This is a genomic window from Baia soyae (assembly GCF_004341445.1).
Lineage (GTDB): Bacteria > Bacillota > Bacilli > Thermoactinomycetales > Thermoactinomycetaceae > Baia > Baia soyae.
On the sequence record NZ_SLXV01000002.1, the window covers coordinates 117047 to 139859 of the forward strand.

Consider the following 22813-nt stretch of genomic DNA (forward strand, 5'->3'; position numbering starts at 1 on the left):
ATAATTCCAGATAATTGCATACGCACAGATAGCTTATGACATTTTTTCACGTTGTAACAGAAATAAAACGGTATCTAATTTTTCTTCCATATGACGTAACCTTGTATAAATTGATTTTTGAGACTGTCTTTCCATATGAGTATCATCGTTGCCAAACTCTAGAGGAATATCTTCTAATAGTGTGCTTCTAATTTCGACATAGCGTATCTCTGCCGCTACTTCTACCAACGCATCTGTAATCAAATAAAAATATCGATTTCTTAACCATTCTGCCGCAAATGCACTCGATGTCTCCAATACAAAGGTGTTCCCTTCGACAGTGGGATGAATACTACAAAACCACGCTTGATAACTGGGTTGACTCACTTTTTCTTTAATAATCGTGAGAGCTTCTGCCCATATCACTCGAGCATCTAGCAAGGCTTGTACGTCTGTCATAGATACAACTGTCTGCTTCATCTTCATCCACCTTTCACATCCCCCAATAGCAGTTTACCACTTTTGGTAAATAATTGAACAGAAGTAATTTGGTATAATGTGAAAAAAATTGCCGAAGGGAAAAAATAAATAGAGAAATCCCTTGTAATTACTGGGTTTTCTTTGACAAATTTCTTGAAATAAAATGTTTAACTTCTGCATCACGACTCTTTTTTCAAGACACATTTATCTACTATAAATTTACTTTATGACCTAAAATTTTCCTTATTAATTTATTATCACAAGTTACCGGTTTCATCCCCATCTTCTAGGGGTAAAGCCGAGATAACTACTTTGCTATACATAGATTCGTAGTAAGATTAGGAGTAGCTTATTCTATCAATTACCTTAAGGGGGAACCAATCCATGCGTGAACGACATCAAGAAGCGATCGATTATGTACAAAATCTAGTAGCACACAATAAATTGGATCACCAGTTGCCGATACTTGGGGAAGGACTAAGCGGAAAAGTATACGGCCTTGAAGATTATGCAATCAAGGTATACAAAGACGACTACAGTGAAAAAGACGACTCCTACATGCTTCATCATCTCCAAGATCACTCTGCCTTTCCAACACTCCACCATCATGAAGACAAATTTATGATCGTGGATCGTGTTCAAGGTAACACTCTTGCGGATAGTATCAAAGCAGGTGAGAAGTTATCGGACCAGCAATTTGTCCAAATCGAAGACATCGTAACCGATCTCTATGATCACGGAATCATTGCTCAGGACCTTCATCTAAATAACATGATGATTGACAAAGACGGCAAGATCAAAATGATCGATGTGGGTCGATTCTTCCACACTGATTATCCTGAACTATATCAAGATATTCTTGAAGATCACTTGAATCTTACTCAATATCACATGGGTTTCTTCTCTTCCATCAAAGACAAATTAAAAAAGAAGAAGTACTATGGCTCTTCTTCCCATCGTCGTTACCGTAAACATTCTTCCTCTGACTACCGCCATCACCGTCACCATAGTTCATCATCTTCACGCCGTAAACGCCATTATTATGGGTCCTCTTCTTCCCATCATCGTAGACATCATAAACGTAAAAGTTTCTTTAGCTCGTAAAGTGAATCAGCCTCCCAAAGTTCAACTGAACTCGGGAGGCTATTTTTATAAATTATATTTTTTTATCTTCTTCAATAAGGCTGTATGGCTCATCTGCAATTGTCTAGCAGCTTGGCGAATGCTCTTATTCTGTTCCAGTGTAACTTTAATGATTCTTCTTTCCGTCTGCTCTAAATGAGGCTTTAATCCGACTGTCTCAAACATCTCACTTCGATCCAATCCATTTCGGCTAGGCGAGATGGAAACTTGGTGAATCTCAATCTCATGATCCGGGCACAAGTAGACACTACGTTCCATTACATTTTGCAATTCTCTCACATTTCCTGGCCAGTCGTGAAGATACAACTGTTGACGAGCATACTCTGACAGATGCAACACAGGGCGTCTCACCAATTCGCATGTTTTTTGCAAAAAGTGATTCGCAAGTAGGGTAATTTCACATTCCCTCTCTCGCAATGGAGGGATCTCAATCGGAATCACATGCAACCGGTAATACAAATCCTCGCGAAACTTCCCTTCCTTCACCCATTCCCCTAACTTCCGATTGGTTGCCGTGACCAAACGAAATTGTAAGGGAATTACTTTATTACTTCCAATTCTTCGAATCGATTTCTCTTCTAATACACGAAGTAGTTTCGATTGCAAGTGAAGAGGAATCTCACCCACCTCATCTAAAAACAAGGTCCCGTTGCGAGCTGTTTCAAATAATCCTGCTTTCCCTTCCTTCGATGCGCCTGTAAAAGAGCCTGCTTCATAACCAAATAACTCACTTTCGAGCAATTGCTCCGGAATCGCCGCACAGTTGATCGGGATAAATGGGCCATTTGCCCGTAAACTTTCATAGTGAATGGCCCTAGCAAACAGTTCCTTTCCTGTTCCACTCTCTCCCGATAAGAAGATCGTCACATCGCTTTTCGCTACACATCTTGCTGTCTGAATACAGTTTTTCATTCCCTCACTCTCATGGATGATCTCTTCAAAGTGCGTCATCTCCGAGCGTTGCACTGATTGGATCCACTCATTTACTTGTTGCAGATCACGAAACACCACTACCCATCCTTGTAAATCATCATATTTTTCTGACATGCAAATCGGGTAAAAGTCTGCAACGACGCGAATCACTTGGGTTTTCTTGATATATATGGTCAGGGGAGATGTTTCTTTTTGCATTAATCGCTCGCAGTCTTCCTTCTTCATCCCCCATAAAGTCGGTAGTTCCATTCCTTTGTACCTTTTTTCATCTGTTTGGAGTAGAGTCTCCGCTGCTCGATTCATCGTGTTCACTCGCAGATTCGAATCGACGAGGATAACTCCGTTACTAATCGTAGCCAGTGTGGTTTTTAGTTCATTGGCATGTAATTCTGAAGGTAGGAAAGGGATCAGATTTACCCTTCTCACTCCTGAAGTTTGCGTAATATGGCGACATAATGGATCTTGTATGTCAAAAGGGAGAGAATGGGTCTTTAGATAGATAAAGTGAGGCCTCACTTCCATCTTGACGATATCCAATTGAAACGATAAAAATGACTCCATAACATCATGGGTAATCCCCAACCGATCTTCTGTCTCGATCTGAAAAGTCATCATCTGCATAGGAGACCATCCCTTTGAGTCAAATTTTATAACTATTGTAACAAAATTTGACTCTACTTCGCATGTATCTATTTTTCCATTGCTTGGCGAAGATCTTCCATGATATCCTCTACCTCTTCAATTCCTACCGAAAGCCGAACAAGTCCGTCACTAATCCCCATCTTCCATCTCTCTTCTCGCGGTACACCAGAGTGTGTCATCGACGCCGGATGTTGAATCAACGTATCCACATCTCCCAAGCTAACCGCAAGCCCGCAAAGCTTCAAACGATTTAGCATATGAACAGCTGCTTCATAGCCACCCGTTAATTCAAAAGCGATTACGCCGCCAAACCCATCCATCTGCTTCTTAGCCAGTTCGTGCTGTGGGAAGCTTGATAAACCGGGATAGTATACACGACTAACCAATGGATGAGATTCTAAAAACTCTGCGACCAACTGAGCACTACGATTATGTTGCTCCATTCGAAGTGCTAGCGTTTTTAGTCCTCGGAGCAATAAAAAAGCATCCATAGGAGCGAGAATGCCTCCCAGATCTTTTTGGGTCGTTATCTGGATTTGTTGCATCATATCATGGGAGCCCGCGATAACCCCTGCCACTACATCCCCATGCCCACCAATATATTTCGTTGCACTATGAATGACAATATCGCATCCAAGCTCGATAGGACGTTGTAAATAAGGGGATAAAAAGGTATTATCTACTGCTGTACATATCCCCTTTTCCTTGGCAACTTTTGATACCATTTTCAAATCGATTAACTCTAGAGTTGGATTTGCTGGTGTCTCTAGATAGATTAACGTCGTATTCGGACGAATGGCTCGGCGAACCGTTTCCTCATCGCTCATCTCGATCAAGGAAACCTCCACTTGATAACGTTCTTCCATCAGCTTTAGTAGACCAAATGTACAGCCATACAAACTACGCGAACAGAGAACGTGATCCCCCGTCTTCACCATTCCCAGCAAAACAGCAGAGATCGCTGCCATCCCAGAGCCAAAGGCTAGTGCTGAATCAGCCCCTTCTAATGAAGCAATCTTCTCTTCTAATAGTTGTACCGTTGGGTTTCCTAAACGCGTATAAGCGTACCCCTCTTCTAAACCAGAAAAGCGTCTGGCTCCCTGCTCTACATTTTCAAAAACAAAGGTAGAAGTTTGGTAGATGGGAGGTACTAAGGAGCCTGTCCCATCTGCTACTCTCGTCCCATCACCATGGATCGCCTGTGTAGCAAATCCCCACTCTTTTGGCATCATTTTCGTTAATAGTTCACTCATGATCATTCCCCTTTCGTGGTTGGTCTTTTCATAGATAAGATGATGCAAGAATCATGCCAAAGGGAAAAACGCAGATGACCACGAATAATATAAGTTATAATGGTTTGATTTATTTCCAATGGTAAGAAAAGATACCACTATCACAAAATTAAACATAAGATGGTGAATAGCACATGACACAGTTTTTTCTAGGGCTCGGCTCTTTTATTGCTGTGGTATATCTCTTTGCAATCTGGTTTCAACATCAGAAAGTCCACCAAATTTTAAAAGCGGTACCGATTCTTTGTTGGAGCCTTGTAGTTGGGATGACGCTTTCTGATAGAGGATCTTTTGGTTACTATCTATTAGCAGGACTCCTGTTTTCCGCTCTGGGCGACTTGTTCTTACTAAATCATGAGAAGCATTTTCTAAAAGGGTTAGCTAGCTTTTTTATTGCTCATGTTGTGTATGTAGTTGGGTTCCTCGCTATCCCAACGAATCAAACATCCTTTATTTTCCTGGGAATCTTATTGTTGATCGCACTTCTTTATATGGGTTTTCTTCGTGGGATTATTATGGAGGCACACTCGTCTGTGGCATTTTTATTGGCTGTTTGTGCTTATATCCTTATGATTACGGCAATGGTTTATACGGCCTGGCTTACGGGTCAATATTGGCTGATAGTAGGCTCTCTTCTATTCTATTTGTCTGATTTTACGTTGAGTTGGAATAAGTTTGTGCGTCCGTTTAAGAGGGCGGACGTGGTGATTATGGTTACGTATTATGGGGCGCAGGTTTGTTTAGTTGTTGGGTATCTCTGTTATATTCAAGCCTGCTAGGGTTAGGAGGTAAGTGGATGATCCAGCCGCATGGTGGTACACTCGTCTCAAGAGAGGTATCTGACACGGATAAAGAAAAATGGCTCCAAAAAAAAGGGCAGTACCCTGTCGTCACGATATCGGAGCGTACTTTTTCGGATCTTTATTGCATTGCCACAGGCGTGTTTTCTCCTCTAACTGGCTTCCTTACCGAAGCTGACTATTCTAGCGTTCTTACGGATATGCGTTTATGCAACGGGCTTGTATGGTCGATTCCGATTACATTGTCCATCCCGCCGGGGCAAAAGGACGAGATCTCCTCTTCCGAATATGTATTTATGCAACGAAAAGACAAATCGATCGTGGGAGTTGTGGGAGTAGAGAGTATCTACCAAGTGGATCAGCAAAAGGAAGCACAATATATCTATCGCACAACGGATCCAAATCATCCTGGCGTTCGTAATTTGTTACAGCAAAGCTCTCTTTACTTAGGCGGGGCAATCTGGCTTTGGCAACGCCCTACGCTAGATCCTTTTACAAACTATCATCTCACTCCTTCCTATACGCGAAACTATTTTCAGCAACAACAATGGAATACGATCGTGGGGTTCCAGACTCGTAATCCGGTTCATCGTGCCCATGAGTATATTCAGAAAGCAGCCCTTGAAACAGTCGATGCGCTCTTCCTCCACCCATTGGTCGGGGAAACGAAAGCAGATGACATCCCGGCACAAGTACGAATGAAGAGTTACGAGACAATTCTTGAACACTATTATCCGACAGAACGTGTGCTTCTTGGCGTTTTCCCGGCCGCCATGCGCTACGCGGGTCCAAGGGAGGCTATATTCCACGCGATAGCGAGAAAAAACTATGGCTGTACTCACTTTATCATCGGACGTGATCATGCGGGGGTTGGAAGCTATTATGGAACGTATGATGCGCAACATATCTTCAAGGAGTTATCGCCTGATGACCTCGGAATCCAGCCTTTATTTTTTGAACATAGTTTCTACTGTCGACGTTGTCTGGGGATGGCTTCTTATAAGACGTGCCCACACTCGGATGAGGATCACGTAATCTTATCTGGTACCAAGGTACGGAAGATGTTAACAGCTGGAGAAGTCCCGCCACCTGAGTTTTCCCGCCCAGAGGTAGTTCGTGTTTTGATTAATGGATTAGCCAAATCATTTGAGTAATCCCAGGGCAATGTATCTGACTGCGGATCTACTCAATCACAGTAGTCAGTTATTGCTCCTAGTCCACCCCTCAAAAAACAGCCCTAACTCATATGGTTTGGGCTGTTTTTTGAGGAATTTTCGAATTACCATTGCCTCACTGCTTCATCCTTGGATCAAATATATCACGCAAACCATCGCCTAATAAATTAAAACCAAGTACCGTCAACGCCACAGCTACTCCTGGGAAGATCATGGTCCATGGTGCGAGCTGTATGTATTGGCGGGCATCTGCTAGCATCGTCCCCCACTCGGGTTCTGGAGGTTGGGCACCCAGTCCGAGAAAGCCAAGTGCCGCTGCTTCAATCACGGCCGTGGCAAAACCAAGTGTTCCTTGTACCATGATCGGTGTCCAGCAGTTAGGAAGAATATGGTGAAATAGGATACGACGATTCTTCATTCCCATTGCCCTGGCTGCTAGAATATAATCCTCTGATTTTACACTCAGCACTCTCGATCGCATCAGGCGACCAAATGTCGGGATATTGATAATCGCAATGGCTAAAAGGGCATTACTCAAGCTCCGTCCCAACATAGCTACAATGGCAATCGCGAGAAGAATACTCGGAAATGCAAGGAGGATATCAAAGATGCGGGAGATCATCGTATCTCTCCATCCTCCATAAAAGCCAGCAATCAAGCCGAGTAAACTCCCTACGATAATCGATCCCGAGATCGCAAAAAGTCCCACCCATAACGAGATTCGGGTTCCATAAATCACACGAGTAAATAAATCACGACCCATTTCATCCGTTCCAAACCAATGATCGACAGAAGGAGCTTGTAGGAGTGCCTGACTCCGAGCTGTATATTCATACGAAGTGATAAACGGAGCAAGAATGGCAATAAGTAAAAACGATAGCACGATGACACTTCCAATCACCGCGGAACGATGTCGCAAGAAAGCTCGCACGAAATCGCGAAAGGGTGACTCTACTATTTCCTTTTCTGGAGATATCGGAGGCTCCGGCTTCGTAAAAGGTACTGGCTGAATATGTGCGCTCATCGTCTATTCCCCCTTCCCATATTGGATCCGTGGGTCGACCCATGCATATAACAGATCTACGATTAAATTAATTAAGACAAAAATAGTAGCCAAAATTAAAATCCCCGACTGAATAACGGGATAGTTCCGTGCGTTAATCGCATCAAAAATATACCGACCTACTCCGGGCCAACTAAAAATAGTCTCCGTAAGCACTGCCCCACCTAGCAAAAGCCCTAATTGTAAACCGACAACGGTTAACACAGGGATAAAAGCATTCTTCAAGGTATGTTTATAAATGACCCAAAACTCACCCAATCCTTTTGCACGGGCTGTTCGGATATAATCAGAGCGCATCACCTCAAGCATACTAGAACGAGTCATCCTCGCAATAATCGCCATCGGAATGGTCCCTAGCGCTACAGCAGGCAAAATTAAATGTAAGAGGACATCCTGAAAAGCGTACCAATTCCCTTGAATGATGGCATCAATACTATAAAAGTTCGTGATCGCATCAAATTCCATCCGTGGATCAAGCCGTCCATTAGAGGGAAGTAAATCGAGTTCCTGAGCAAAAAACCATTGCTCCATCAAACCAAGCCAAAAAATCGGCATCGATACACCAATCAGTGCGATTAACATAGCCGTGTAATCAAACCACGAATTTTGTTTCCAAGCAGAGAGGATCCCGAGATTCACTCCAAAGAAAACAGCAATCAGCATCGCTACCACTGCTAACTCCGTTGTCGCCGCTAAGAATGGTTTGATCTCTTTCGAAATCTCTTGTTTGGTGATGAGGGAAGTTCCCAAATCCCCCTGTAAGATATCTTTTACATAAGTGAAATATTGAATATATGCCGGCTTATCAAGCCCTAGGTTTTCGCGAATCTCTTGTATCTGAGCCGGTGTCGCTTTATCACCCACGATCGTTCGTGCAGGATCACCCGGAATCGCATGAACGACTGAAAATGTGATAATCGACATACCGATCAATACGGGGATGAGCATAATAAGTCGCCGGATTATATAGGAGATCATGAGCGGTTCCCCTCTCTCTTCTGTATAAAAAGAGTGACATTGCATATCCATTGCAATGCCACTTTGTTATATTTGTTATTTTCCGATAGATACGTTCAACAGTTTGTCAGATCCTGTTGGATGCGGAATCCATCCCGTAATTTCTGCACGGGCCGCTTCTGGAACAGTGGCATGAACCAATGGTACCCAAGGAGCATCTTTCTTAATGATTTCTTGTGCTTTTTGATATAGATCGGTCCTAGCTTTTTGATCTGTTGATTGCTGAGCCTTGATAAGGGTGTCATGTAAGGCATCATTTTTATAAAAAGCAACGTTTCCTGCATCAGGAGTACGCGTATTATCTTTATCTAGCAGGACGTAGAGGAAGTTATCAGGATCTCCATTATCTCCCGTCCAACCATAGAGAGCCATTTGATGCTCCCCTTTTCCAACGCGGTCTTTATAGGTCTGCCAATCATATGTGACGATCTTAGCGTTAATGCCGATTTTCTTTAAATCCTCTTGCATAAATTCGGCCACTTTTTTCCCGTTTGGCATATACGGGCGTGGTTCCGTCATCGCATAAAATTCCACGTCAAAACCATTTGGGTAGCCTGCTTTCTCAAGGAGCGACTTCGCTTTTTCTAAGTTGTATTCATAATCTTGAGTCTCTTTGTTGAAACCCCATACTACATCTGGCATTGGGTTGATTGCTGGCTTAGCATATCCCGCAAAGAAGCTCTCAATGATGCCCTTTTTATTCGTAGCAAGGTTGATCGCTTGACGTACCTCTGGCTTATCAAATGGTTTCTTCGTCGTGTTAAGCGCCAAATAACCTACGTTCATCCCAGGACGTAGCTTCAACTGCAATTTCTTATCCGCTTCTACTAGCTTCGCATCGTCTGGGTTCAAACCGTCCATCATATCGATATCGCCAGACTTCAAAGCAGTAAAGCGTGCAGCGTTGTCCGGAATCGATTTAAAGATCACCTTATCCATCTTAGGTAGACCTTTTTCATAGTAGTCAGGATTTTTCGCCAGCGTAATACTATCATTCTTCTTCCACTCAACAAATTTAAAAGGCCCTGTCCCAACAGGTGACTGATTAAATTTGACACCCTCTGGGTCTTTTTTGATTGCTTCTGGGGAACCGATTCCAAAACTACTCATCGCTAAGTTATTAAGGAATGGACCTTGTGGTTTAGCCAATTCAAACTTGACCGTATTTGCATCTACTGCTGTCACTGCTTTCATGACATGCCCCGGATCTCCTTTAAAACCACCAAACATATAACCGTAGTAAGGATAGTCTCCCTTATGGTACGGATTCTTTTTATCCATCCAGCGCTCGAAGTTGAACACCACAGCTTCTGCATTAAACGGCGTTCCGTCGTGGAACTTGACACCCTGCTTCAAATGGAATGTCCACGTCAATCCATCTTTCGATTTCTCCCATTTCTCAGCAAGCCCTGGGACTACTTCCGTACTATCATCTTTATAATCAACCAAAGTATCCAAAACTTGCTTCGTAACCTTTAACGATTCTCCATCCGTTTGTTGACTTGGATCTAGGCCAACGGAATCAGCGCCACGTCCATAAATCAGCGTTTTGGACTTACCACTTCCCGCATTCGGATCTTTCCCGCCACAAGCGACCAAGAAAGAAGTAGCAAGTAATGTCACAGAAAGAGAAAGAATGAGACCACGTTTATTCATACAGTAACCTCCTTAGAATAGTGAAGATAAAGCATCATTCTAAATCTAGGCCCGTCACCTCCTTGATGAAATGAAACTTCCTATGTATCTACAAATGGCACGCTGAAAAATGCCCTCCACCCTGATCGGCAAACTCTGGGCGTACTTCTTTGCAAATATCCATCACATGTGGACAACGGGGGTGAAAAGCACATCCCTTAGGCGGGTTTGCTGGGCTTGGTACATCTCCAGATAAAATAATTCTCTGCTTCTGGAAATCCGGATCTGGTACAGGAACGGCTGAAAGCAATGCTTGCGTATAGGGATGAAGCGGCCTCTCATACAACTCATCCCGATCTGCCAACTCCACCAGACGTCCCAGATACATAACGCCTACTCGATCACTAATATGCTTTACCACGCTCAGATCGTGGGCAATAAATAAGTATGTCAGTTCAAATTTTTCTTGCAAATCAGCCATTAGATTTAGCACTTGCGATTGAATCGACACATCGAGAGCAGATACAGGCTCATCTGCTACAATCAGCTTCGGTTTGGTTGATAAAGCTCGTGCGATCCCGATTCTCTGCCGTTGCCCCCCGCTAAATTGATGCGGATAGCGCATCGCATGAGACTGATTCAGTCCAACCAGATGAAGAAGCTCCTGAACTTGCTCCTTCCGTTCCTTTCCATTTCCCATCCCATGAACAATGAGCGGCTCTTCTAAGATATCCATTACCTTTTGTCGTGGATTTAAAGAAGCAAATGGGTCTTGGAAAACCATCTGCAAATCACGACGTGCTTTCCGCATCTCTTCTTCACTTAAAGCAAGCAATGACTTTCCCTCAAATTCAATTTGACCCGAAGTTGGTTCATGAAGACGCAATATCGCTCGTCCTGTCGTCGACTTTCCGCAACCACTCTCTCCAACCAGACCTAGCGTCTCCCCTTTTTTGACATAAAAACTAACATCATCAACTGCCGTAATTTCACCCGTTTTTTTGCCTAATAATCCTCCCCGAATGGGAAACGTCTTTCGTAAATTATGTACTTGTAGCAGCAACTTCCTTCACCTCCTGATGCAAAAAGCAACGACTTAGATGACCTTCTTCCACAGCAAGCAAATCAGGAGAGTTCACACGGCAAATATCCATCACATACTCACAACGCGGAGCAAAACGACACCCTTTTGGCATCTGATGAGGATTGGGTACCTGACCTGGAATGGAGTAAAGACGCTCCCTTTTATCCTCTATCTTCGGAATTGAATTCATCAAACCTTGCGTATATGGATGCTTGGGATTGCGAAACAATCGAAAACGGTCGGTCTGTTCCACAACTTGCCCCGCATACATCACCACAATTCGGTCGCACATCTCTGCAACCACACCTAAATCATGTGTGATGAAAAGAATGGATGTCCCAAACTCTTTGTTTAAATTCTTCATCAAATCAAGGATTTGCGCTTGAATCGTAACATCTAAAGCAGTAGTCGGCTCATCCGCAATTAGTAGCTTCGGATTTAACATCATCGCCATCGCAATCATCACTCGCTGGCGCATACCGCCAGATAGCTGATGGGGATAATCATCTAAAATCCCTTCCCTGCTAATTCCTACTTGTTGCAACATCTTTAGAGCCTGCTTACGTGCTTCTGACTTACTCACTTTTCGATGGATACGTACTACTTCCATTAACTGATTTCCCACCGTAAAGAGTGGATTTAAAGAAGTCATCGGCTCCTGAAAAATCATCGCTACCTGATCCCCACGGATCTTACGAAGTTCTTTCTGAGAAATCTTCGTGAGATCCACTCCTTCAAACTGGATCGATCCCGCTACAACTTCCCCAGGTGGCTGGGGAATCAATCCCATGATCGCCAAGGATGTAACACTTTTCCCACATCCAGACTCTCCAACCAATCCGACTACTTCCCCTCTCCCTACTTCAAGGCTTACACCATCAACTGCTTTTACGACCCCTCTGTCGGTAAAAAAATGTAATTGTAGTTCGGCAATCTCTAATACTGTCTGGGTCACTGGATCACCTCATTCTATTCGGTAACACACAAAAACAATAAAATGTAAATATAGAGATAATAGATAAAAATATGTATATGATAAATATTAAAATCATATCTATTGTTCTATATATTATCACAATAACATTCTTATTTTCGACAATTTTTTTTATGAATCTCCGTTGAATTTGTATCAAGTTAACCATAATAAACACAAGAGCTATCTATATATCTCAGTCCTGATGCTCTAGAGAGGTGATAGCTATTGAAGTTACGTGTAATGACTTTTAATATCCATCATGGAAAAGGAACCGATCGCAGAATTGATCTACCACGAATCGCCGAAATCATCGCAGATCATCAGTGTGATGTCATTGGTTTAAATGAGGTGGATTGCTATTTTTCAAAAAGAAGTCATTATGTGGATCAAATAGGTTGGCTGGCAGAAGCACTCGGCATGAACCATGCTTATGGACATGCTATTTCCTCACCAGCCAAAAAAAGAGTAGAGCATAAACAATACGGAAATGCGATCTTATCGCGTTATCCGATCACCTTCGAACGAAATCATTTATTCCAATTTCCATCTATATTATTGGAAAACAGGTCTCTACTAGAGGCTCATATCCAGCTTCCTAGCCAATCGATCCATGTATGGATCTCTCATCTTAGCCTAAACCCATGGATTCATCGCAAACAAATTAACTACATTCTCCATCATTGCTTGGACCACTCATCGCCCACTATCGTGATGGGAGATTGGAACATGAGACCAAAATCAAAAGCATGGAAAAAGGTTGCATATCACTTTACAGACGTCTGCCAAGCAAACAATCCCGCTATGCACTATGCAACCTTTCCTTCGTTACGCCCTAGAACCCAATTAGATTACATCTTTGTCAGTCGTGATCTCTTTGTCCAAAGCGCAGAAGTGATCCGCAGCAATCCCTCTGCTTCAGACCATCTTCCCTTACTCACGACATTATCCTTACACAGTCACTAGTTACATGTTGGAGCAACTGCACTCGAAGATCCGGTCCATACATAGGCATCGCTAACCCACTGCCCGTTTCCTATGCGATCCCATATATTCGTGGTCTTCGATCTACCAGTGTAAGTTGTACCCGTAGCCGTACATGCAATGGTTACAATCTCTCCATCATTCTTCGTTCCCACTATCGGATAGCTACTTCCCGGCCCAGATCTCACATTCAGAGTACCACTCCCCATTACATCCACAATCCCTTGGTTAGGGGCAAGTGCTCCATAGTTATATAATCCTTGACCTGGGTAACGAACTGTACTTCCATGCATCGCATACCCTTCATAGGCTGAATTGCCCGACCAGAATACCCAACCACCCATCTCTCTGCCATTTATCGATACATACGCATTATTGTAGCGGAGTGCAAAGTGTACGTGTCTACCTGAGGCATATCCCCCACACGATACATCTGTGCCCGTATACCCGAGGAATGTACCTGCATCCACCCATGACCCATTCGGCCGGATATTATTCCACAAATGATAGTAATCAGTGGAAAAACCGTTCGCATGAATAATTCGAACCCAACCCTGTCCATTTCCACACATAGTATATGCATTTCCTGAACCCGCTGCCAAAACTTGTTGATTCCCCCCTGCTAGATCTAGGGAGCTATAAGGAGTATTTTGTCCACTATAACCATGCGGTCCACCTGTTAACGTCCAAGTAGCCCCCAAAGCAAAAGGCAACCTCAATTGATCTTGATCTGCCATCACCTTTACATCACTACTCTGATTAGCAAACACCTTTTTTTCATTGCTATTCACGATCGTACTAGGGGCATCCTGTAACCAACTCTGGAATGATTTACTCCCCTCCAAAGCCACCTTCCATTCTGCTCCTTCCATCTTCGCAACATAAATCCAACCCTCTGGATACGCTCCTTTTTCTTTTGGTGCCTCAATCACAGCTGTACCAAACACCCACTTCTTGTCTGGATCCCTTCTCTGAACATTTACCTGCGCACGACTCTTCACATCTGCGGCAGACATGATAGAAGCTCCTTTTTGCTGAGTCATCTCTTTCATAACCGCCTCTGTTAACTTGGAGATATCGTCCTCACTTATTTTAGACGTCGTGACATTCTCCCAAACAGGAACGGCTACCGTCGGCATCAACACTAACAATAAAGCAATCCCTAAGCACCAACACATCCATTTCTTCTTCATTACCCTACCCCCTAAACATTATTCTTATTAATTTTAAAATTCATTATATTGTTTATATTGGAAAATGTTGTTGTTTGACTCGTCTATTTTTATTTACTTTCTCTCCAAATCACTTTTTAAACAACCGAAACAGCCATCTTCAAAAAGATGACTGCTGTCTTCCAACTATCATACTAGGCTCCTTGATCGATCCCAGCTCTTTTATTAATCGCCCAAATAATCTCCACTAACTTCTGTGCATCCTCTTTCCGACTCTCAAAAAGTTGTACAATCCTACCCACAGAGCGAAACGGATCACCTGATAAATCTGCTGGATTCAACCAACCATTCTTTACGATGTAGTCCACGATCAATTTTACAAAATGTGACTGCTCTGCACTTAAAGTATGTTCACTCAAAAACTCGGAAAACGCTTCATTGGCAGCCTTGATGTCTAATCCAATTGTTCTTCGTACTAATTGCATCACAGGCGTTTCTCCATACTCTTTCTGATAATCTTCTTTACTTCCTAATTCTTCCCAGAGTAATCTCTCCAAGCTCTCAATATCTTGATTGGTTAATTCTTTATTATGATATAACTTAAAGACAGCTGTATGATCCTGATGCTCTTTCAGATATGATTCTACCTTCTTTCGATAGTCTCTCAAATCATTATCATGAGAAATAGGAGCCCTCTCTTCTTTGATTTCAAGATCATCCGTAAAGGAAGTATAGTAATCTCTCTGCTCTGTTTTATCGAGATACTGCACAAGGCTACGCATCGACAGCCTCACTTCTTCTAGCTCAAAAAGGGTAGCTACTTCCCAGAAATCAGTCTCTTGAACTATTTCTAATGTCCCTGCTTGCGATGCAACCTGTGAAATCGTAGCTCGCTTAGCGAGTTTCTCGGCCGTATCTATCACCGTCCTTATTAATTGATTTACATTCCTATTTGATTCGGATAACTTGGCTTGTTCAATCTGATAGATCAACGCATCAAAACGCTTAGCCGATTCCAAATCACTTGTACTACCTATCATTGGGACGATATAGGTTTCCAATTCTTGTATAGAAACATGGTCTAGCGAATCCCAAGCAGGTCTCCGTTTGTACTTATGCACAAAATACAGATTCTGCCTTACTCGGAAGTGATCCTCATTTAGTTCTAAAATTTGATCCATACACTCGTCAATCAATTGAGTCCGATGACGAATATAATCCTCTTTTTGATAACGAAGATGTTCAAGCTCTTTTATAATGTTCACTTTGGACAGAAACAATCGCTCCGATAATCGGGGACTCAGCTTACTTTCTTTTCCTCTTGCATTAATACGGAAGAATTCAAAATTACTACAGCAGTCAAAAATGAGAAACCCTTTCTTATGTTGCTCAGGACCAAATAAATTATCACATAAGCGCGTGCCCCGTCCAAGCATCTGCCAGAACTTCGTCTTAGAGCGGACCTTTTTAAAGAAAACGAGATTCACTACTTCTGGAATATCAATACCCGTATCTAGCAAATCCACCGAAATTGCAATATGTGGATTCCCTTCTTTCACTGAAAAATCATCGATTAGCTGCTCTTTATTTTTCACCTCATGCGCAATAACCCTAGCCATCAGACTCTTATACTTAGGGAACAACAAATCAAACCTTTCACGAATAAAATTTGCGTGCTTACGATTTTGAGCAAATATAATCGTTTTCCCAATACGCTCACCACCGGCCACACGAATCCCTTGCTCCATCAACAGATGTAGTACGCGATCTACAGTATCACGGTTAAACAGCCATCTATTTAAGGCACCACTCTCTATATTATCGGTATGCCCCATCTTCTCCTCAAACTCTTCCTTCTCTTCTTCCGATAAATCATCATAAACAATGCCCTCTTCTAAAAACTTTAATCTCGTTTCAATAGTGTTATAATTTACTAGGTGTTTATCATCGATAGCCTGTTGTAGTCCATATGCATAAGTCGGAACTCCACTCTCCAACTCAAACACCTCATACGTATTTCGGTCTACCTCATCCTTCGGTGTTGCCGTTAATCCAACTAACATCGCATCAAAATAGTCAAAAATGGCACTAAATTTCTTATACAAGCTACGGTGTGATTCATCCACGATGATTAAATCAAAATGACCCACCGTAAATAAGCGTTGTCCATCTTGACGCTGTGCCTCATCAATTGAGTTCATCATCGTTTTATAAGTAGAGAACACAACTCTCGATTGCTCTGCTTGCTGTTTATCTTCTAGTAGATTACAAACTGGTAGATCAGGAAGTAAGCTACTAAAATTACGCTTTGCTTGTCTGACCAGAGCTGTGCGATCCGCTAAGAAAAGTACGTTTTTCACCCAATTATGGCGCATTAACACATCCACTAACGAGATGACTGTGCGAGTCTTCCCACTTCCCGTTGCCATAACCAGTAATGCTTTTCGTTGCTTCTCTTCAAATGCTTCACAAGTTCGAAAGATGGCTTCCTTTTGATAATAACGGTTTGTAATCTCGTCTTTGATCTCCACTCTTGTAAGTGAGATACGAGAAGTACGACGTTCGATCATCCGCATAAGCTCATCTTTAGTATAGACACCAGACACTTTTCTCTTTGGATAACTTTCATCATCCCAAATATAAGTATCATAGCCATTTGATAAAAAGATCACAGGTCTCTGACCATACTGTTGTTCTAAACCGTCTGCATACAGCCGTGCTTGTTCTTGACCACTCCTTGGATCTTTAGAAGTGCTTTTTGCTTCTATGACTGCTAGAGGTTTTCCATTATCGCCAAATAACACATAGTCTGCATAACCAGGACGGCCTGTATTCCCCATCTTATTGATCTTATGCTCGATCACTACATCTTTTCCTAACGTCCAGCCTGCTAACATTAATTCTAAATCAATATATTTTTCACGAGTCTCTTTCTCTGTAAGTAAGTCAGGCTGAAAGCGGTAAGGTCGATGATTGGATTCACGCTTTTCTTTCAATTGATCTCGGAGTTTCGCATTCTCCTGAATCGCTTGCTCCAAACGCTTGTCCTTCTCACCTAACCTGCGATAAAGCTCCTTCTGCTCTTTACTTAATGCACGCTCTTCACCAATATGAAGCACCGATTCATCAAATTCCTTAGCACTACATTCATCGGCATAGCAATATTCGATCCATGTCACAAACTGGTGCAAGTTGCGTAAAGAGAGAATCGCATCCCCTCTCGTAACCGTCCGATTGCTATGAACCGCTACATTCCCTAATTTCCATATATACTGAACAGCATAAAATAGACCCGTATCAATCACCTTACGAAACGTAACATCATGTATCAAAGTGCCTAGCTTATCTTGGTATGGAACCTTTAATTCACTATCATGACTATAAAGCCACCTCACCGACAACTCCAAAGCCCGACGACTTAAAATCGCCGTCGTCGCCGGACTCACAATCAAAGATCTCTCTGCTTCTAGACATTCAGCTGCAAAATCAACAAATAAACGATTTCTCTCTAAGAAGCTAAAATTCTGTGTCATATACCGAATCCTTTCATCTGAAATTTATAGGTATTACTCTGGAAAAAGCTCTCCACGAAACGCTCTTTGCATTAGGGATTGGAAGTTGTTCTCTAATTCGGTCAGGCTTTTTTGGAGTAAGGATTTCTGAGCTTCGATTTGTTGAATGATGTTTGCAAATTGATTTTGTACTTCGATGGGCGGGAAAGGAATTTCAAATTTTTTTATCTGAGAATAATTCAATGCTTCCCTAGTAGCTCCTGAATTTAACCTCTTTATAGAATCTTGAAATCGATTAGATGCTATAAAACGAGACACATAAATAGGATTTATGTTAAGGGTTCTTATAATACAAACATGTTGATTAACATTTGCACTATTATCCTCTCCATTATAAACAGCAACTCTTCCTATAGAAGCCCCTGTTATATTCAACAAAACATCATTTTTCATCACCTGACTTCTCTTCATGCTCTCATGAGTTGGTTCGGAAATAAATACAGCGTTGCCAATATCAACTCTATTCATTCGTATATTTTGGCTTCTAATCAAAGGAATTCCTTGAGTACAATATGCTTTTTGTCCTCCCCTAGGTGTAGCACCACTTGACACGTGACTAGTATAATTTCCAAGGGAAACCATATCAAACTTCATACTACCATCCTCAAACATCTCCAAGAACACACTCTGCGCCAACTGATCTAATGCCTCTAGTTGGGCTTTGCGTTTGTCAATAAGAGACTGAGATTGGTCTAAAACCGAAACAATTTTTGACTGTATCAACATTGAGGGGACCTTAATCCTGATTCTATCTAGCTCTTTCCGAGTCAATTTACCTCTTGTTGATCCTGTAATATATCTAGTCAAATCTAAGTGGAACAATTGGTAGTTCAAATAACTCAAATTTAGTTTTTCTCTAGCAGTTAACACATGAGCATGGTTATTAACCCAACATGGTCCTGTCATTATATAAGAGGACTTTTGATTAGCCTCCCAATACCCTCCATCCTCGGCAATACAAATGATCTCCTCATTAAAGATAAAATCATCAATATAATCTACTATTCCATTCGCACCACAATAGGGGTATAGTTCTTCTTCATTATTCTTCATAACTTCTCTTTGACGTTCATTAAGAGGCCTTCTTTTATAATCGAAACTGTTTGTCAAATCACCCAGATTGTACTCTTCCAGACGGCACATATTTTATCTATCCTTTTAACTGTTTTTCAATACTTGATATCCCCACTAAAATCTCTTCCTCCAACTTCCTCAACCGCTCCAAAATCACCTCAGGCGCATCATACTCGATCTCATCATACTCAATCTCTTTATACTTATTTATCGACAAATCGTAGCCATTCTCACGTATCTCATCTACTGGAACGAAAAAAGATTGCTCCGTACGCGCTCGTCCTTCTTCATCTGCTAGATGACCAAATCGTTGGATGATATCGGAGATATCGTTTGCTTCAATCGGATTTCGTTTGTCATCAAGCGAGAAGCCATCTGCCTTCATATCGTAGAACCAGACATTATCTGTTCCACCCGTGCCAGTCTTCGTAAAAATCATAATCCCTGTTGATACTCCAGCGTATGGCTTAAATACACCGCTTGGCATGGAGATGATCGCCTTTAGATGATGATTCTCGATAATCTCTTTCCGAATATCCTTATGTGCTTTCGAACTTCCAAATAGGACTCCATCTGGTACAATTACTGCGCATCTCCCACCTTTGCTAAGCATACGCAAAAAGAGTGCTAGGAAAAGAAGCTCTGTTTTCTTCGTCTTAGTAACCCTTAAAAGGTCTGGAGAAACGGCATCATAGTCTAAGGAACCTTTAAATGGTGGATTTGCAAGGACAAGAGTGTATTTTTCATGATCTTGATTTTGCTCGGATAAAGAATCCCGGTAATCGATATTAGGGTTGTCCACTCCATGAAGCATCATGTTCATAGCACCAATCCGAAGCATCGTACGATCCATATCATATCCATAGAACATGGTGTTATTAAAGTGTTCGTTCAGTCTCTTTTCATAGAATAAATTGTTATGATTCTGACGGAGATACTCACCCGCTTCTACTAGAAATCCCGCAGAGCCTGCAGCTGGATCGACAATCACATCACTTGCTGTTGGCTTCATTAGCTTGACAATCATTTCAATGATGTGACGCGGGGTTCTAAATTGACCATTTGTTCCAGATGTAGCTACTTTCGAGAGCAGATACTCATACAAATCTCCTTTTGTATCTCGATCTCTCATCGGAATTTTATCAATGCCTTCCACGATCTTCGTTAACATCTGTGGGGTAGGAATTAGAAACATTGCATCTGCCATGTACTGGGCATAGGCAGAGTTTTTATTTCCATGTAACTTCTTAATAAATGGAAACACACCTTCTGCCATAATTTGATACATCGTATTTGGATCTTTCTCTTTAAACTTGTGCCAACGTAAGTCTTGTGCATCATCAGGGAAAATAGGATCAAATTTGTTTCCAATGAGAGCTTTCTCTTCTTCATTAGCCATCTCTACTTCGTCTAGACCTTTAATAAATAGTAAATACGTAAACTGCTCAATCACTGCCAGAGGGTTCGTAATGCCACCTGTCCAAAACACTTCCCAAATCTTATCTACTTTGTTTCGTATATCACCTGTAATCATGTTATGTAACACCTCTGCTTATCTGAAATCTAAAACCTATTCTTATAAATAAATTCCCTACCATTCATATCTTACAACAAAAATCATTTTAAATGTGTCACGAAATTCAGATCAATGTAACAGATAGGAACATCCTAACCCATATAAAAAAATTCGCATGTTAATAATAGGATAAGAACATACTACAAATACCATTTAAAGGGAGGCAACAACATTGGATATACAAAGAGCAAAGGAAATAATCGCATCTTCTGAAACCATACATGTGAACTACAATGGCAATTCGATCTGGATTGATCAGGTAAATGAGGATGGCGTTACAGCTACCATTCATATTCAAGGGGAGCATCAAGACAAACAACAAGTTAGACTTTCTGATCTAAACGAAATGAATCATTAGTTGGATCCTAGTAAGAAGGGAACTGCCTATAACTTGCCGTTCCCCTCTCTATGCAGTACATCTACAAGAAAGTCACTTTAATAATTATATATAATTTCTCTATATTTAATAAAATTAGATAAATAAAGATCTAAATCGAGAAAGTGTTATACATAAAATAATTTATGTTTGAACTAATATTTATTCATAATATAGTATAATAATCGGCTGTATAATAAATATAAAATGTTTTATTGTATGTCTCCAAATAAAAACATTGAATAACCATGTAAAATTTAATATGATTATTTAGTGCAACTCGCCCATAATTAAATAAATTTCCATAGGACGTTCTATTTTCTTTACTAAATAACTGTTGAGGTGATAACATTGAAAAAATTTGGCCTAGCTTGGCAAATTTTATTTGGGCTGGTTGTAGGTATAGCAGTAGGTGCCATTTTTTACGGAAATCCTACGATCGAAACCTATTTGAAGCCACTTGGTGACGTCTTTATTCGATTGATTAAAATGATCGTAATCCCAATTGTCATTTCAAGTATTGTAGTAGGTGTCGCTGGAGTTGGTGATACGAAAAAGCTTGGAAAACTAGGTGGTAAAACCATTCTCTATTTTGAGATCATCACTACCATCGCTCTCATACTTGGTTTGTTGTTTGCTAATATATTCCAACCAGGTTCAGGCATTAAAATGGATGTTCTCCAAAAAACAGATATTACAAAATATGTAGATACAACCCATCAAGTAGGAAGTCATGGGTTTGCTGATACATTTGTTAATATCGTTCCAAGCAACCTGTTCGAATCCTTAGCAAAAGGAGATATGCTCGCCATCATCTTCTTCTCCGTTATGTTTGGACTTGGTGTTGCGGCAATTGGAGAAAAAGGAAAGCCCGTTCTTACCTTCTTCCATGGAGTTTCGGAAGCGATGTTCTCCATGACCAATCAGATTATGAAATTTGCTCCGCTCGGTGTGTTTGCACTGATTGGTGTAACCGTTTCTAAGTTTGGGATTCAGTCTCTTATTCCACTTAGTAAGCTCATTATCTTGGTATATGTTGCCATGATCTTCTTCATTGTAGTTGTACTTGGAATCGTGGCACGTATCGTAGGGATTAACATCTTCCATCTATTCCGTGTCTTAAAAGACGAAATTTTACTTGCTTACTCTACGGCAAGTTCTGAAACCGTTTTACCAAAGCTAATTGAGAAGATGCAGAAGCTAGGATGCTCAAAGGCAGTTACATCCTTTGTCATTCCAACTGGTTACTCATTTAACCTGGATGGCTCTACTCTTTACCAAGCCATCGCGGCATTATTTATCGCTCAGTTATATGGAATTCATATGCCGATTAGTGCTCAAATCACACTTCTTCTCACACTCATGGTAACTTCTAAAGGAATCGCTGGAGTACCAGGTGTATCCTTCGTTGTATTGCTAGCTACTCTTGGTGCAGTCGGAATCCCAGCCGAAGGACTCGCTTTCATCGCAGGGGTAGACAGAATCATGGATATGGCCAGAACCGTTGTAAACGTATTCGGTAACTCTCTAGCCGCCATTGTAATGTCGAAGTGGGAAAAAGAATATGATAAAGACAAAGAAACAGCATACCTAAAAGAATTAAACATTATTCCTTCTAAATAATGAATACCTGTTTACTATAAATAAAGACGCCGTTTATCCAGATTAGGGTATGAACTGCACCCCAATTGTTGGACACGAAATACAATCCAACAGTTGGAGGTGCTTTTTCATGACTAAGTATTCGTTTGAGACAAAATTAGAAGCTGTGAAAGCCTATATAAACGGTATGGGATCATACAAAACGGTGGCTCAACAGTATCAAGTAGGAGAAGATGATTTA

At 41.4% G+C, this 22813-nt stretch carries 18 protein-coding genes; 6 read left to right on the forward strand and 12 right to left on the reverse strand.

The genetic code is table 11. The features are described from left to right. Nucleotides 1–33: 33 nt before the first annotated feature. On the reverse strand, nucleotides 34–459 hold the full coding sequence (locus tag EDD57_RS01430) for a DnaA N-terminal domain-containing protein (RefSeq protein WP_165873626.1): 426 nt from the start codon (nucleotides 457–459) through the stop codon (nucleotides 34–36). Nucleotides 460–843: 384 nt separating this feature from the next. Here EDD57_RS01430 and EDD57_RS14580 point away from each other — a divergent pair, with 384 nt between their 5' ends. Beyond that, on the forward strand, nucleotides 844–1563 hold the full coding sequence (locus EDD57_RS14580) for a serine/threonine-protein kinase (protein WP_131847609.1): 720 nt from the start codon (nucleotides 844–846) through the stop codon (nucleotides 1561–1563). Nucleotides 1564–1608: 45 nt separating this feature from the next. Here EDD57_RS14580 and EDD57_RS01440 read toward each other — a convergent pair whose 3' ends face one another. Both EDD57_RS01440 and megL read right to left on the reverse strand, forming a co-directional pair. Next, nucleotides 1609–3156: a sigma 54-interacting transcriptional regulator gene (locus EDD57_RS01440; RefSeq protein WP_131847611.1), complete on the reverse strand. Its 1548-nt coding sequence runs from the start codon at nucleotides 3154–3156 to the stop codon at nucleotides 1609–1611. A gap of 68 nt (nucleotides 3157–3224) precedes the next feature. Then, a complete protein-coding gene (gene megL / locus EDD57_RS01445) occupies nucleotides 3225–4430 on the reverse strand; it encodes a methionine gamma-lyase (protein ID WP_243649395.1) in 1206 nt (401 codons plus the stop codon). A gap of 173 nt (nucleotides 4431–4603) precedes the next feature. Here megL and EDD57_RS01450 point away from each other — a divergent pair, with 173 nt between their 5' ends. Together EDD57_RS01450 and sat are read left to right on the forward strand one after the other, a co-directional pair. Beyond that, nucleotides 4604–5248, forward strand: a complete 645-nt coding sequence (locus EDD57_RS01450; protein ID WP_131847613.1) for a lysoplasmalogenase — start codon at nucleotides 4604–4606, stop codon at nucleotides 5246–5248. Nucleotides 5249–5265: 17 nt separating this feature from the next. Further along, entirely contained in the window at nucleotides 5266–6423 is a 1158-nt protein-coding gene (gene sat / locus EDD57_RS01455) for a sulfate adenylyltransferase (protein ID WP_131847615.1), read from the forward strand. A 136-nt stretch (nucleotides 6424–6559) separates the two neighbouring features. On the opposite strand, the gene EDD57_RS01460 is transcribed toward sat, so the two are convergent. From EDD57_RS01460 to EDD57_RS01480, 5 genes are all read right to left on the reverse strand, one after another. Then, on the reverse strand, nucleotides 6560–7468 hold the full coding sequence (locus EDD57_RS01460) for an ABC transporter permease (RefSeq protein WP_131847616.1): 909 nt from the start codon (nucleotides 7466–7468) through the stop codon (nucleotides 6560–6562). 3 nt (nucleotides 7469–7471) lie between these two features. After that, complete coding sequence (locus EDD57_RS01465; protein ID WP_131847661.1) at nucleotides 7472–8485, reverse strand: ABC transporter permease; 1014 nt, start codon at nucleotides 8483–8485, stop codon at nucleotides 7472–7474. 75 nt (nucleotides 8486–8560) lie between these two features. Continuing rightward, on the reverse strand, nucleotides 8561–10180 hold the full coding sequence (locus EDD57_RS01470; protein ID WP_131847618.1) for an ABC transporter substrate-binding protein: 1620 nt from the start codon (nucleotides 10178–10180) through the stop codon (nucleotides 8561–8563). A gap of 88 nt (nucleotides 10181–10268) precedes the next feature. Then, nucleotides 10269–11222, reverse strand: coding sequence for an ABC transporter ATP-binding protein (locus EDD57_RS01475; RefSeq protein ID WP_131847620.1), 954 nt, complete (start codon nucleotides 11220–11222; stop codon nucleotides 10269–10271). Continuing rightward, nucleotides 11203–12198: an ABC transporter ATP-binding protein gene (locus EDD57_RS01480; RefSeq protein ID WP_131847622.1), complete on the reverse strand. Its 996-nt coding sequence runs from the start codon at nucleotides 12196–12198 to the stop codon at nucleotides 11203–11205. The genes EDD57_RS01475 and EDD57_RS01480 overlap by 20 nt, the downstream gene beginning before the upstream one ends. 246 nt (nucleotides 12199–12444) lie before the next feature. Here EDD57_RS01480 and EDD57_RS01485 point away from each other — a divergent pair, with 246 nt between their 5' ends. After that, entirely contained in the window at nucleotides 12445–13182 is a 738-nt protein-coding gene (locus EDD57_RS01485) for an endonuclease/exonuclease/phosphatase family protein (protein WP_131847624.1), read from the forward strand. Here EDD57_RS01485 and EDD57_RS01490 read toward each other — a convergent pair. The 4 genes from EDD57_RS01490 to EDD57_RS01505 all read right to left on the reverse strand — a co-directional run bounded on the left by EDD57_RS01490 (nucleotide 13179) and on the right by EDD57_RS01505 (nucleotide 20552). After that, nucleotides 13179–14393: a M23 family metallopeptidase gene (locus EDD57_RS01490; RefSeq protein WP_243649396.1), complete on the reverse strand. Its 1215-nt coding sequence runs from the start codon at nucleotides 14391–14393 to the stop codon at nucleotides 13179–13181. The genes EDD57_RS01485 and EDD57_RS01490 overlap by 4 nt on opposite strands. A gap of 173 nt (nucleotides 14394–14566) precedes the next feature. After that, nucleotides 14567–17905, reverse strand: a complete 3339-nt coding sequence (locus EDD57_RS01495) for a DEAD/DEAH box helicase family protein (RefSeq protein WP_131847626.1) — start codon at nucleotides 17903–17905, stop codon at nucleotides 14567–14569. 33 nt (nucleotides 17906–17938) lie between these two features. Then, nucleotides 17939–19087: a restriction endonuclease subunit S gene (locus EDD57_RS01500; RefSeq protein WP_131847628.1), complete on the reverse strand. Its 1149-nt coding sequence runs from the start codon at nucleotides 19085–19087 to the stop codon at nucleotides 17939–17941. A 7-nt stretch (nucleotides 19088–19094) separates the two neighbouring features. Continuing rightward, nucleotides 19095–20552, reverse strand: coding sequence for a type I restriction-modification system subunit M (locus tag EDD57_RS01505; RefSeq protein ID WP_131847630.1), 1458 nt, complete (start codon nucleotides 20550–20552; stop codon nucleotides 19095–19097). Nucleotides 20553–20766: 214 nt separating this feature from the next. Here EDD57_RS01505 and EDD57_RS01510 point away from each other — a divergent pair, with 214 nt between their 5' ends. Together EDD57_RS01510 and EDD57_RS01515 are read left to right on the forward strand one after the other, a co-directional pair. Beyond that, the gene (locus tag EDD57_RS01510; protein ID WP_131847632.1) at nucleotides 20767–20952 is read left to right on the forward strand and encodes an H-type small acid-soluble spore protein; all 186 of its coding nucleotides are present in this window, start codon (nucleotides 20767–20769) and stop codon (nucleotides 20950–20952) included. 369 nt (nucleotides 20953–21321) lie between these two features. Beyond that, nucleotides 21322–22593 (forward strand): cation:dicarboxylate symporter family transporter, encoded by a 1272-nt coding sequence (locus EDD57_RS01515; RefSeq protein ID WP_131847634.1) that lies wholly within the window; start codon nucleotides 21322–21324, stop codon nucleotides 22591–22593. Nucleotides 22594–22813 lie beyond the last annotated feature (220 nt).